10 protein-coding genes are annotated in these 13302 nt (G+C 69.7%); all 10 read right to left on the bottom strand.

What is annotated here, in order from left to right:
- Positions 1–35: 35 nt before the first annotated feature.
- The 10 genes from H9633_RS09690 to H9633_RS09645 all read right to left on the bottom strand — a co-directional run bounded on the left by H9633_RS09690 (position 36) and on the right by H9633_RS09645 (position 13285).
- Positions 36–701, bottom strand: a complete 666-nt coding sequence (locus H9633_RS09690) for an esterase/lipase family protein (RefSeq protein ID WP_191713024.1) — start codon at positions 699–701, stop codon at positions 36–38.
- Positions 698–1477, bottom strand: a complete 780-nt coding sequence (locus H9633_RS09685) for an alpha/beta fold hydrolase (protein WP_191713023.1) — start codon at positions 1475–1477, stop codon at positions 698–700. Before H9633_RS09685 ends, H9633_RS09690 begins: the two co-directional genes overlap by 4 nt.
- A gap of 81 nt (positions 1478–1558) precedes the next feature.
- Complete coding sequence (gene pyk / locus H9633_RS09680) at positions 1559–3007, bottom strand: pyruvate kinase (protein WP_071644491.1); 1449 nt, start codon at positions 3005–3007, stop codon at positions 1559–1561.
- Between the two features lie 56 nt (positions 3008–3063).
- Positions 3064–4530, bottom strand: a complete 1467-nt coding sequence (locus H9633_RS09675; RefSeq protein WP_191713022.1) for a glutamate synthase subunit beta — start codon at positions 4528–4530, stop codon at positions 3064–3066.
- Positions 4523–9088 (bottom strand): glutamate synthase large subunit, encoded by a 4566-nt coding sequence (gene gltB, locus H9633_RS09670; protein WP_318247252.1) that lies wholly within the window; start codon positions 9086–9088, stop codon positions 4523–4525. The genes H9633_RS09675 and gltB overlap by 8 nt, the downstream gene beginning before the upstream one ends.
- A 131-nt stretch (positions 9089–9219) precedes the next feature.
- A complete protein-coding gene (lgt, locus tag H9633_RS09665) occupies positions 9220–10191 on the bottom strand; it encodes a prolipoprotein diacylglyceryl transferase (RefSeq protein ID WP_071644469.1) in 972 nt (323 codons plus the stop codon).
- 10 nt (positions 10192–10201) lie between these two features.
- Positions 10202–10993, bottom strand: coding sequence for a tryptophan synthase subunit alpha (trpA, locus tag H9633_RS09660; RefSeq protein WP_191713021.1), 792 nt, complete (start codon positions 10991–10993; stop codon positions 10202–10204).
- Entirely contained in the window at positions 10990–12216 is a 1227-nt protein-coding gene (trpB, locus tag H9633_RS09655; protein ID WP_191713020.1) for a tryptophan synthase subunit beta, read from the bottom strand. The genes trpA and trpB overlap by 4 nt, the downstream gene beginning before the upstream one ends.
- Complete coding sequence (gene trpC, locus H9633_RS09650; protein WP_191713019.1) at positions 12213–13055, bottom strand: indole-3-glycerol phosphate synthase TrpC; 843 nt, start codon at positions 13053–13055, stop codon at positions 12213–12215. Before trpC ends, trpB begins: the two co-directional genes overlap by 4 nt.
- On the bottom strand, positions 13055–13285 hold the full coding sequence (locus H9633_RS09645; protein ID WP_071644472.1) for an HGxxPAAW family protein: 231 nt from the start codon (positions 13283–13285) through the stop codon (positions 13055–13057). The genes trpC and H9633_RS09645 overlap by 1 nt, the downstream gene beginning before the upstream one ends.
- Positions 13286–13302: the final 17 nt, after the last annotated feature.

Raw genomic sequence — 13302 nt, 5'->3', positions numbered from 1 at the left:
CAGAGGGCCGTCCCGGAGGGGCGGCCCTCTGCGCATCACGAAGACAGGGCCGCGAGCTCGGCGATCACCCGAGGATGGGCGAGCACGCGGAAGTGGCCTCCCGTGTCGAGGGGCACGTTCTTCGCGCCGGGCAGCTCGCTGCCCTCGGGGATGTGCGGATCGAACCGCGAGTAGATCGACACGATCCGCGCGTCCGCGTCGCGCTGGGCGGCGAGGGCGGTGATCGACGGATGCCGCGGCGACAGCGCGCGCAGACTGCGGGTCAGCATCATCCTGGCGTAGCGAGATCCGCCGAACGGGGTCGCGACCGCGAGCATGCCGCGCACCCTCGACGCCTCGCGGCCCAGCATCACCAGCTTGCCCGCGAGACCGCCCTTGCTGTGCGCCAGCAGCACCACGTCGTGCAGGTCGTGCTCGGCGAGATAGGTGCTCACCCGGTCGGCCATCTCGGCTATCGGGCTCAGGTTGCGCTCGAGCGGTTCGATGACGTGCACCGGATGCCCGTCACGGTGCGCCCGCTCGATCAGCGGCCGCATGAAACGCCAGCTCTCGTAAATGCCGGGAAGCACGACGATCGGCACTCCGGTGCCCCGGGAGTACGCCTCGGCCCTGTCCCGGTCGCCGAAGGCGCGAATCTGCCATGCCGCCGCGTAGGCGTAGTCCTGCGCCCACCAGATGGCTCTGCGCAGCAGGCCGCTCACCCGGCGTCGCCGTCCCGCACCCCGGCCGCGAGGTGCGCGGAGCAGAAGTGCTCGATGGCGGATGCCACGGCGCCAGGCGCCGTGTGCTGCGCATTGTGGGCACGGCCGGGGATCTCCACCAGCTCCGCGGTCCGCGCTGCCGCGCGCAGATGCCGGCACCAGCTCAGCGAGGCGATCGGGTCGCGGGAGCCGCGCATGATGAGCACGGGTACGTTCAGCTGCCCGATCCGATCCTCGATGCGGTAGTCCAGCAGGTGCCCCAGCTGCGTCAGGTACCAGAACGGACCGCACCGCAGGTAGTCGCCGAACACCAGGGCGTTCGCGCCCGGTGGCTCCCGCACCGTGTCCAGCGCCAGCAGCCAGGCCTGCTGCAGGACGGTGCGGCGACGCTCGTCCGCCACGGGGCCGATCAGCATCACCGCCAGGGGGAGATCGGGACGACGAGCGGCGAGCTCGACGACCCACTGCGTCCCCATCGATTGGCCGACGAGCACGACGGGCCCGGTCGCGATCTCGTCGAGCACGGCGCCGAGGGCATCCGCCATCTCCGCGACATCGACGTCGTGTCCTGGCTTCGGCAGACCGCCGAAACCGGGCAGGTCGACGGAGATCACCCTCCCGTGCGCCGTCAGGGCATGGTGCAGCCGCTCGAGGTAGCGGTGCGACATGCCGATCCCGTGCACCAGCACGAACGTCGTCGCCGCGGTGCCCCCAGACGCGACCGTGCGCACGCGCAGCGACCCGATGCGATGCGTCTGCTGCGTCTCCGTCGTCATCCCAGCACCGTATCGCGTCTCACGCGCACAAGCGCCGAGGGGCGGACCCGTCGGGCCCGCCCCTCAGCGCTGGAATGCTGCTCAGACTCCGGTCTTGTAGACGGGAGCCGCACCGCCCACGGCATCCCCGACCTTGTGGACGCGGATGTCGTTGGTCGAACCGATGATCCCGGGAGGCGATCCGGAGATCACGACGATCTGATCGCCCTCCTTCGCCAGGCCGCTGCCGAGCAGGTACTCGTCCGCCTGGCGGTACATCGAGTCGGTGTGCTGCACCATCTCCACCAGCGTCGACTGGATGCCCCAGGTCATGGCCATGCGGCGGCGGATGCCCGGCTCCGGAGTGAACGCCATCATGGGGATGCGGGGCCGCAGACGCGACAGACGGCGGGCCGAGTCACCCGACTGGGTGAAGACGCACAGGTACTTCGCGCCGACGAACTCGGCCACCTCGAGCGCGGCGAGCGTGATCGCGCCGCCCTGGGTGCGGGGCTTCGTGTTCAGCGGCGAGATGCGCTCGAGCCCGTGCTCCTCGGTCGACTCGATGATCCGCGCCATGGTCTCGACCACGACGATCGGGTAGTCGCCCACGCTCGTCTCGCCCGAGAGCATGACGGCGTCGGCCCCGTCGAGGACGGCGTTCGCGACGTCGGAGGTCTCGGCGCGGGTCGGCACCGGGCTCGAGATCATCGACTCGAGCATCTGCGTCGCGACGATGACCGGCTTCGCGTTGCGGCGGGCGAGCTCGACAGCGCGCTTCTGCACGATCGGAACAGCCTCGAGGGGCAGTTCGACGCCGAGGTCGCCACGAGCGACCATGATCCCGTCGAACGCGTCGACGATCTCCTCGAGGGCGTCGACCGCCTGCGGCTTCTCGATCTTCGCGATGACCGGGATGCGGACACCCTCTTCGGCCATGATCTCGTGCACGCGCTCGACGTCCGTGGCGTTGCGCACGAACGACAGGGCGATGACGTCGGCGCCGATGCGCAGACCCCACCGCAGGTCGTCCTCGTCCTTCTCGCTCAGGGCGGGGACGTTGACCGCGACACCGGGCAGGTTGATGCCCTTGTTGTTCGAGACGGCGCCGGCGACGATGACCTTCGTGGTGACGACGGTGCCGTCGGTCTCGACGACCTCCACGCGCACCTTGCCGTCGTCGATCAGCAGGAAGTCGCCCGGCTTGACGTCGTTGGGCAGTCCCTTGAACGTCGTACCGCAGATCTCGCGGTTGCCGATGATGTCCTCGGTGGTGATCTTGAAGATGTCACCGACCTCGAGCTCGTACGGACCGTCCTCGAAGCGGCCGAGCCGGATCTTCGGCCCCTGAAGGTCGACGAGGATGGCGACGGCACGACCCGAGTCCTCGGCCGCCCGACGGACGTTCGAGTAGTTCGCCTCGTGCACCGAGTAGTCCCCGTGGCTGAGGTTCAGGCGGGCGACGTCCACACCGGCGTCGATAAGGGCACGGACCTTCTCATAGGTCGAGGTTGCAGGGCCGAGTGTGGCGACGATCTTCGCGCGTCTCAACATCATCTCCAGGGTAAGAGGACAGAAATCAACATGGCGACGTTGCCGCGCTCAGCCTACGCGGGCTGAACGCTGAACGCGACATCTGTGACCGCGACCGGGGCGGGCAGCACCGTGGCACCCATCAGGTGCCTGTCGATCGCCGCGGCCGCCGAGCGGCCTTCGGCGATCGCCCACACGATGAGGGACTGCCCGCGTCCGGCGTCGCCGGCCACGAACACGCCGGGCACGGCGGTGGCGTACTCGCCGTCGCGCTGCAGGTTGCCGCGGTCGGTCACCACCGGCACGGTGTCTCCGCCGTACGACGCCGTCTCGGGGCCGGTGAACCCCATGGCGATGAGCACGAGCTCGGCCGGGATCTCCCGCTCGGTGCCGCCGCGCGGCACGCGCCGGCCGTCCACGTACTCGGTCTCCGCGACGCGCACGGCACGCACGCGCCCCTCCGAGTCGCCCAGGAACTCCACGGTGGAGGCCAGGTACGTGCGCTCACCGCCCTCCTCGTGCGCGGACTGCACCTCGAACAGTGTGGGCATGGTCGGCCACGGCTGGTCTTCGGATCGCACCGTTCCCGGCTGCTTTCCGATCGCGAGGTTGGTCACGCTGCGCGCGCCGTGACGGTGCGCGGTTCCGATGCAGTCGGCGCCGGTGTCACCGCCGCCGATCACGACGACATGCTTGCCGGCCGCGGTGATCTGACCGGCGACCTCGTCACCCGCACCGACGCGGTTCGACGGCACGAGATAGTCCATCGCGAAGTGCACGCCGTCGAGGTCGCGACCGGGGATGGGCAGGTCGCGCGGCACCGTGGCCCCCGTGGCGATCAGCACCGCGTCGTAGCGGCCGCGCAGCTCGTCCCACGACAGATCCCGCCCGATCTCCACGCCGGGGCGGAAGCGGGTGCCCTCCTCCTGCATCTGCTGCAGGCGCGCGTCGAGGTGGCGCTTCTCCATCTTGAAGTCCGGGATGCCGTAGCGCAGCAGCCCGCCGATCCGGTCATCCCGCTCGAACACGACCACCGTGTGCCCGGCGCGGGTGAGCTGCTGGGCCGCGGCGAGACCGGCGGGTCCCGACCCGACCACCGCGACCGTGCGGCCGGTGAGACGCTGCGGCGGCTGCGGCTCGACCCACCCGTTCTCGAACGCCTCGTCGATGATCGAGACCTCGATCTGCTTGATCGTGACCGCCGGCTGGTTGATGCCGAGCACGCACGCGCTCTCGCACGGCGCCGGGCACAGCCTGCCGGTGAACTCGGGGAAGTTGTTCGTCGCGTGCAGCCGCTCGATCGCCGCGCGGTCGGCGCCGCGCCAGGTCAGGTCGTTCCACTCCGGGATGAGGTTGCCCAGCGGGCATCCGGAGTGGCAGAACGGCACACCGCAGTCCATGCACCTGCTCGCCTGACGCTTCAGAACGGCCCGGTCGCCCGGCTCGTAGACCTCTTTCCAGTCCATGATCCGCACCGGCACCGGCCGCCGGGGCGGCAGCTCGCGTTCGGTCGTCTTCAGAAAGCCCTTGGGGTCAGCCACCGGTCACCTCCAGGATCCGGTCCCAGACGACGTCGCCGTCGGGGTCGATCCCCGCGGCCTCCGCCTCCTGGCGCATGGTGCGCACAGCCGCGTAATCCCGCGGCAGCACCTTCGTGAATTCGTTGATGACGCTCTCGAAGTCGTCCAGGAGAGCGGATGCCAGCGGTGAGGCCGTCCGCTCGACGTGCTCGACGAGCAGCTCGCGCAGCACCTCCGCATCGTCGCGCTCGAGCGCCGTGAGCAGCAGCTCGCCGCTCTGCAGCGCCTGGCTGTTCACCCGCGCCTCGCTGAGCCCGCGCACATACGCGACCCCGCCGGACATCCCGGCGCCGAGGTTGCGGCCGGTGTCGCCGAGGATGACCGCGACGCCGCCCGTCATGTACTCCAGAGCGTGATCCCCGACGCCTTCGACGACCGCGGTCGCCCCGGAGTTGCGGACCAGGAACCGCTCCCCCACCACCCCGGAGATGTACATGCTGCCGCTGGTCGCCCCGTAGCCGATCACGTTGCCCGCGATCACGTTGCGATGCGGCTCGAACCGGGCATCCCGGGCCGGACGGATGGTGACGTCTCCGCCCGAGAGGCCCTTGCCGACGTAGTCGTTCGCGTCGCCCTCGAGTCGCAGCACGATGCCCGGCGGCAGGAAGGCGCCGAGGGATTGCCCCGCGGTGCCGTGCAGGGTGATGTCGATCGTTCCGCGCGGAAGCCCCGCCACCCCGTGCCGGGCCGTCACGTGATGGCCGAGCATCGTGCCGACGGCGCGCTCGGTGTTGCGGATCGGCAGCTCGATGACGACCGGCAGCGCGCTGTCGATGGCTTCGGTCGCATGCGCCAGCAGCGCCGCGTCGAAGTGCTTCTCGAGCTCGTGATCCTGCGCCCGAGCGCTGCGCCTGGGCTCCCCGGCGGGGAACGCCGGACCTTCGAGGATCGGCGCGAGATCGAGGCCATCCGTCTTCCAGTGCCGCACCGCGGGATCGGTGCGCAGCAGGTCGTGCCGGCCGATGATCTCGTCGATCGAGCGGAACCCGAGCGCGGCGAGCAGCTCGCGCACCTCCTCGGCGATGAACTCCATGAAGTTGATCACGAACTCCGGCTTGCCGGTGAAGCGCTGCCGCAGCACCGGGTTCTGCGTCGCCACGCCCACCGGGCAGGTGTCGAGGTGGCACACCCGCATCAGGATGCAGCCGCTGACGACCAGCGGCGCGGTGGCGAAGCCGAACTCCTCCGCACCCAGCAGCGCGCCGATGATCACGTCGCGTCCGGTCTTCAGCTGCCCGTCGACCTGCACCACCACGCGGTCGCGCATGCCGTTGAGCATGAGAGTCTGCTGCACCTCGGCGAGGCCCAGCTCCCACGGCGTGCCGGCATGCTTCAGCGAGTTCAGCGGGCTCGCACCCGTGCCGCCGTCGTGTCCCGAGACGAGCACGACGTCGCTGAGTGCCTTCGCGACGCCGGCCGCGACCGCGCCGATGCCCGACTGGCTCACCAGCTTGGTGTGGATCCGCGCCTTCGGGTTGGCGCGCTTCAGGTCGAAGATCAGCTGCTTGAGGTCTTCGATCGAGTAGATGTCGTGGTGCGGCGGTGGGGAGATCAGCCCGACACCCGGGGTGGCGTGCCGTGTGCGAGCCACCCACGGGTACACCTTCTGCGGCGGCAGCTGCCCGCCCTCTCCGGGCTTGGCGCCCTGGGCGAGCTTGATCTGCAGGTCGTCGGCCTCGGTGAGGTACTGACTCGTCACGCCGAATCGGCCGGATGCGACCTGCTTGATGGCGCTGCGTCGCTCGGGGTCGGTGAGACGCTCCGGGTCCTCACCGCCCTCGCCCGTGTTCGACTTCGCTCCGAGGCGGTTCATCGCGATCGCGAGGGTCTCGTGCGCCTCCTGCGAGATCGACCCGTAGCTCATGGCTCCGGTCGAGAACCGCTTCACGATCGCGCTCACCGGCTCGACCTCGTCGAGGGGCACCGGCGGCCGCTCGCCGGTGCGCAGCTCGAACAGTCCGCGCAGCGTCTTCAGCTCGCGAGCTTGGTCGTCGACCAGACGGGTGTACTCGCGGAAGATGTCGTAGCGGCGGGTGCGGGTGGCGTGCTGCAGCCGGAACACCGTCTCGGGGTTGAACAGGTGCGGCGAGCCGTCTCGCCGCCACTGGTACTCGCCGCCCGTCCAGAGACGCTCGTGCGCCCGCGGTGCGGCGTCCTGCGGGTAGGCGTAGTCGTGCCGCCTCTGGTTCTCGGCGAAGACGTCGGCGATGCCGATGCCGCCGAGCTTCGTCTCAGTGCCCGTGAAGTAGCGGTCGACGAACTCCTGGCTGAGGCCGATCGCCTCGAACACCTGCGCTCCCGCGTAGGACGAGACGGTCGAGATGCCCATCTTCGACATGATCTTCAGCACGCCCTTGCCCAGGGCGTGGATGAGGTTGTGCACGGCCTCGTCGGGTGTGATCCCCGTGATGAACCCGGTGCGCACGAGATGCTCCACCGTCTCCATGGCGAGATAGGGGTTCACCGCCGCGGCGCCGTAGCCGATCAGCGCGGCGACGTGGTGCACCTCGCGCACATCCCCGGCCTCCACGATCAGGCCGACGCGCATGCGCGTCTCACGGCGGATCAGGTGGTGGTGCACGGCCGAGACCATCAGCAGCGACGGGATCGGCACGCGGTCCTTGTCGGAGTCCCGGTCGGAGAGGATCAGGAACTCCGCGCCGCGCTCGATCGCCGCGTCGGCCTCGGCGCACATGGCCTCGAGCCGCTCGGGCAGCGACTGCGGGCCCGCATCGAAGTGGTAGAGGCCGGAGATGGTCGCGCTGCGCCGGCCGGGCAGCGCGCGGTCGACGTGCTTGATCTTCGCGAGCTCGTCGTTGTCGATGACCGGGAAGTCGAGGCTCACCGCGCGCGCGTGCTCCGGACCCCACTCCAGGAGGTTGAGCTGCGGTCCGAGGCCGAGCCGCAGACTGGTCACGACCTCTTCGCGGATCGCGTCGAGCGGCGGGTTGGTGACCTGCGCGAACTGCTGCACGAAGTAGTCGAACAGCAGGCGCGGCCGGTCGCTGAGCACCGCGATCGGCGTGTCGCTGCCCATCGCGCCGAGCGGCTCGGCACCGGTCTGCCCCATCGGGGTGAGCAGCACCCGCACCTCCTCCTCGGTGTAGCCGAAGGTGCGCTGGCGGCGGGTGATGGATGCGGCGGGATGCACGATGTGCTCGCGCTCCGGGAGATCCGCGAGGCGCACAGCACCGGCATCCAGCCACTCCTGCCACGGATGCAGTGCCGCGAGCTCGCTCTTGACCTCCGCGTCCTCGATGATGCGGCGCTGCGCGGTGTCGACGAGGAACAGGTGACCGGGACGCAGCCGTCCGCGCCGCTTGATCCGCTCGGGCTCGAACTCGAGCACCCCGGTCTCGCTGCCGATGACGACCAGTCCGTCGACCGTCTCCGTCCACCGTCCGGGGCGCAGACCGTTGCGGTCGAGGGTCGCTCCCACCTGGCTGCCGTCGGTGAAGATGAGCGCGGCCGGACCGTCCCAGGGCTCCATCTGGATGTCGTGGAACTCGTAGAAGGCGCGCAGATCCGGCGCGATGTCGGACTGCTTCTCCCACGCCTCCGGCACCATCATCATGATCGCGTGCGGCAGGCTGCGCCCGGTGAGGGTCAGCAGCTCGAGCACCTCGTCGAAGGACGCGGAGTCGCTCGCGCTGTCGCTGCAGATCGGCAGGAGCGGACGGATGTCGCCCAGCAGATCGGAGTGCAGCTGCGACTGACGCGCGCGCATCCAGTTGCGGTTGCCGCCGACCGTGTTGATCTCGCCGTTGTGCGCCAGCATGCGCAGCGGCTGCGCGAGCGGCCACGACGGGAAGGTGTTCGTCGAATAGCGGGAGTGCACGACCGCGAGCTCGGAGGCGAAGCGCTCGTCCTGCAGATCGGGGTAGAACGGCTCCAGCTGCAGGGTGGTCAGCATGCCCTTGTAGCCGAGCGTGCGGCACGACAGCGAGACGAAGTAGGCGCCGAGCTCGTGCTCGGCGCGCTTGCGCAGTCGGTAGGCGAACCGGTCGAGGGTCAGCGGCGAGCCGCCGCGGGCGCCGGGAATGCTGATGAAGAGCTGCTCGAAGGCCGGGCGGGCTTCGTCGGCGAGCTGGCCGAGGTGCTCATTCGCGGTGGGAACGACTCGCCACCCGAGCACGTCCAGGCCCTCGGCGGCGGCGATGCGCTCGATGCCGGCCTTCTGCTCACGGCGGGCGCTCGACTCCCGGGGGAGGAACGCGAGGCCTGCGGCGTACTCGCCTGCAGGGGGGAGATCGAAGGAGACGACCTCTCGGAGGAACGCATCCGGCATCTGGGTGAGGATGCCGGCGCCATCGCCGGTGCCGGCATCAGAGCCGATCGCACCGCGGTGTTCCAGGTTGCGCAGCGCCTCGAGCGCCAGCGCGATGATGTCATGGCCGGGTTCCCCGCGGAGCGTCGCGACCATGGCCAGGCCGCAGGCATCCTTCTCGTGGGCGGGGTTGTACAGACCCTGCTTCGGGGGGTAGGCGCCGGAGGCGCCGTAGGGAGGCTGGAAGTACACCAGTCACCGTCCTCAGATTTCAGGTGAACCCGGGGACATCATCGGCCCGTGCGTTCAGTGCGATCTCTCGCGCGGAAGGAGAGCCCGAGCGGACCCTCACGTGACGGGAGCAGTGCTTGTGGCGATGGCTCCTAGTTGGCTTCGGCCGGGACGGGAGGCTCGCTCACGTCGACGAAGTCGGAGGAATTGTCCTGTGAGTCTACATCGGCGATCTCGGGTTCCCGACCGCGCACGTAGGGCGACGGCTCGACACCCGGGTGGCGACGGGTCTGCACGATGAGGATCACGATGCCGACGAGCACGCCGAGGATCGCAGCCCAGACGTTGCTGCGAAGACCGAACAGCACCTCGCTCGGATCGATGCGGATCGACTCCCACACGATGCGCCCGGCGCTGTACCAGATGAGGTAGACCGCGAACAGGCGCCCCCACTGGAAGAACACCGTGCGACCGAGCCACAGCAGCACCAGCACGCCCAGACCGTTCCAGAGCACCTCGTAGAGGAAGGTGGGGTGGAACAGCGTGCCCTCGGCGAGTCCCGCGGGGAACGCCGAGTTGGTCGACTCGATCTCGAGCCCCCAGGGGACGTCGGTCGGCAGACCGAAGAGCTCGTGGTTGAACCAGTTGCCGAAACGGCCCATCGCCTGCGCGAGCAGGATGCCGGGCGCCAGAGCGTCGGCGAACGTCCAGAATCGGATGCCGGTCCAGCGGCATCCGATCCACGCGCCGACGGCGCCGCCCAGAAGCGCGCCGAAGATCGCGATGCCGCCCTCCCAGATCGCCCACACCGAGCCGTACTCGAACGGGTTCCACGGGTTCCTGCCGGGACCGAAGTAGAAGTTCGGGTGGGTGAGCACGTGGAAGATCCGCGCACCGATGATGCCGAGGGGAACGGCGACGATCGCGATGTCGATCACGACCCACTTCTCGGCGCCCCGCTTCGTGAGGCGGTGGTTGGTCAGCAGCACAGCGGCGATGATGCCCGCGATGATGCACAGCGCGTAGTAGTGGATCGTCAGCGGGCCGATCTGGAAGCTGCTCTCCGGCGGGCTCGGGATGCTCGCGGGCACGACGGAGAAGCTGCTGAAAGGCGCGAGGGGCATGAGAGAGATCCTAGTATCGCGTCGTCGGCGTACCGCCGGCGAGGGTTCTGGTGGTTTCGGCGAGGGCGTCGAGTCCGCCGTCGCGGAGCGCCTTGACGAGGGCCGTGCCGACGATGGCGCCGTCGGCGTATTCGACGACGCCGGCGATCTGATCGGCGTTCGAGATGCCGATGCCCACGCACGCGTGCACGTCACCGCGGGCCCGCATGCGCTCGACGAGAGTACGCGCGGCGCGGTCGAGCTCGGCACGCTCGCCCGTGATCCCCATGGTCGACACCGTGTACACGAAGCCGGTGGACGAGGAGAGCACCAGGTCGAGTCGCTCGTCGCTCGAGGTCGGTGCCGCGAGGAAGATCCGGTCGAGGCCGGTGCGCACGCTGGCGTCGATCCACTCCCCTGCCGACTCCGGGGTGATGTCGGGCGTGATCAGGCCCGCCCCACCCGCGGCGAGCAGGTCGTCAGCGTAGCGTTCGACGCCGTACTGCATCACGGGATTCCAGTAGGTCATCACGACCACGGGAACGTCGGTCTGGTCGGTGATCGCCTTGACCGCGGTGAAGAGATCGCGCATCCGGAACCCGTTGGCGAGCGCATGCTGCGTCGCCTCCTGGATCACCGCGCCGTCCATCACCGGGTCGGAGTAAGGCGGGCCGAGCTCGATGATGTCCACGCCGTTGCGCGCGAGGGTGAGGGCGGCCTGGATGCTCGTGTCCAGGTCCGGATAGCCCACCGGCAGGTAGCCGATGAACGCGCCTCGTCCGGCCTCGTGCGCTTTGCGGATGGCATCCTCGACGCGACTCACTCTGCGTTCTCCTCAGCGTCGCGCGCCGAGGCGTCGTACAGCTCGAAGTACCGCGCAGCCGTGTCCATGTCCTTGTCGCCACGGCCCGACAGGCAGATCGCGATGAGTCCGTCGGAGCCGAGCTCGCGGCCGATGCGCAGGGCGCCCGCCAGCGCGTGGGCGGACTCGATCGCGGGGATGATGCCCTCCGTCCTGCTGAGCAGACGCAGAGCCTGCATGGCCTCGTCGTCGGTCGCGGGGATGTACTCGGCGCGACCGATCGCGCTCAGCCACGAGTGCTCGGGACCGACCCCCGGGTAGTCCAGACCTGCGGAGATCGAGTGCGATTCCACGGTCTGGCCGTCTTCGTCCTGGAGCACGAAGGTCTTCGCGCCGTGCAGTACGCCGGGCCGCCCGCGACCGATCGATGCCGCGTGGCGGGGCGTGTCGACACCGTCGCCGGCCGCCTCGACGCCATAGAGCTTCACGTCCTGATCGTCGAGGAAGGCGTCGAACATGCCGATGGCGTTCGAGCCGCCGCCCACGCAGGCGACGACGGCGTCGGGGAGTCGACCGGCCTCGGCGAGCAGCTGCTCACGAGCCTCTTCGCCGATGATCTTCTGGAAGTCGCGCACCATGGCGGGGAACGGGTGCGGTCCCGCCGCCGTGCCGAAGATGTAGTTGGTCGTCTCCACGCTCGCCACCCAGTCGCGGTAGGCGTCGTTGATGGCATCCTTCAGCGTTCGCGAGCCCGTGGTCACAGCCACCACCTCGGCGCCGAGCAGGCGCATGCGCGCGACGTTGAGCGCCTGACGCTCGGTGTCGACCTCGCCCATGTAGATCGTGCAGTCGAGGCCGAACAGCGCGGCCGCCGTCGCGGTCGCCACGCCGTGCTGACCCGCGCCCGTCTCGGCGATCACCCGGGTCTTGCCGAGCCGCCTGGTGAGCAGCGCCTGTCCGAGCACGTTGTTGATCTTGTGCGAGCCGGTGTGGTTGAGGTCCTCCCGCTTGAGGAACACGCGCGCTCCGCCGGCGTGCTCGGCGAATCGCGGCACCTCCGTGATGGGCGACGGACGTCCCGCGTAGGAGTGCAGCAGCGTCGCGAGCTCCGCGCGGAAGGCCGGGTCGGCTATCGCGTCCTCGTAGGCGGCGGCGAGCTCGTCGATCGCGGCGACGAGCGATTCGGGCATGTACCGCCCGCCGAACTCGCCGAAGAACGGCCCGTGCTGATCGCGCAGACTCACTTCGTCTCGCTCCGCTCGCTCAGTGCACCGCACTTGGTCTCCGTTCTGCCGCGCACCGGTGTGTCTCCGGCGGCGAGGAATGCGTTGAGGGTGGCGACCGGGTCGCCGGTGACCAGCGCCTCGCCGATGAGCACCACGTCGGCGCCGGCATCCCGGTACCGCGTGACGTCGGCGGGCTGCAGGACGGCGGACTCGGCGATGCGGATCGCAGAGTCGGGGATACGGTCGGAGAGCCGGGCGAACAGGTCGCGGTCCAGCTCGAGGGTGTGCAGGTTGCGGGCGTTGACTCCGATGAGGTGTGCGCCCAGATCGATCGCGACCTCGAGCTCCTCGGCGGAGTGCGTCTCGACGAGGGGCGTCATGCCGAGATCGGTGATGAGACCGTGCAGCTCGGTGAGCACCGTGCGTGACAGCCCGGCGACGATGAGCAGCACGAGATCCGCGCCGGCGGCGCGCGCCTCGAAGACCTGGTAGGGCGTGGCGACGAAGTCCTTGCGCAGAACCGGCACGGATACGCGCGCGGTGACCGCCTCGAGATCAGCGAGGCTGCCGCCGAAGCGACGCTCCTCGGTCAGCACGCTGATCGCCGACGCGCCACCCTGCTCGTAGAGCGAGGCCTGCAGCGCGGGGTCGGGGATCTCGGCGAGGGCCCCGCGAGACGGGCTGGCACGCTTGACCTCGGCGATGATCTTCACCCGGTCCGCCGGGGCGAGCGCGGCGAGCACATCGCGGGCCGGGGTTCGCGCTGCGGCCGCACGCTCGACATCGGCGAGCGGGCGGGAGACTGCGCGACGCTCGGCATCCTCCACGGCGCCGGCCGTCAGGTCGGCGAGGACCATCAGTGCGCCTTCGGTGCGTACTTCGGGCCCTTCACACCCCAGCCGGCCTTCGCCATCGCCCAGCCGACGATCGCGCCGATCACGATGACGGCGGCGCAGACCCACACCGCGATGGGCTGGTTCAGGCAGAAGAAGACCGTACCGGCGGTGAAGCCGACGAGCATGATCACGACGGCGGTCCAGGCAGCAGGCGAGTGTCCGTGGCCGGGGTCGGCGATCGGGTTGGTCATGTTCTCCTCCGGGTGGC

It is taken from the genome of Microbacterium commune (genome assembly GCF_014836945.1).
GTDB classification, from domain to species: domain Bacteria; phylum Actinomycetota; class Actinomycetes; order Actinomycetales; family Microbacteriaceae; genus Microbacterium; species Microbacterium commune.
Note: the sequence above shows the minus strand (reverse complement) of the source record. Positions and strands in the feature narration are given on the sequence as shown.

Excerpts from the sequence above, each read along its gene's own strand:
- H9633_RS09685 (WP_191713023.1), bottom strand. The coding sequence starts at position 1,477 with ATGACGACGGAGACGCAGCAGACGCATCGCATCGGGTCGCTGCGCGTG.
- lgt (WP_071644469.1), bottom strand. The coding sequence starts at position 10,191 with ATGCCCCTCGCGCCTTTCAGCAGCTTCTCCGTCGTGCCCGCGAGCATC.
- trpC (WP_191713019.1), bottom strand. The coding sequence starts at position 13,055 with ATGGTCCTCGCCGACCTGACGGCCGGCGCCGTGGAGGATGCCGAGCGT.
- H9633_RS09645 (WP_071644472.1), bottom strand. The coding sequence starts at position 13,285 with ATGACCAACCCGATCGCCGACCCCGGCCACGGACACTCGCCTGCTGCC.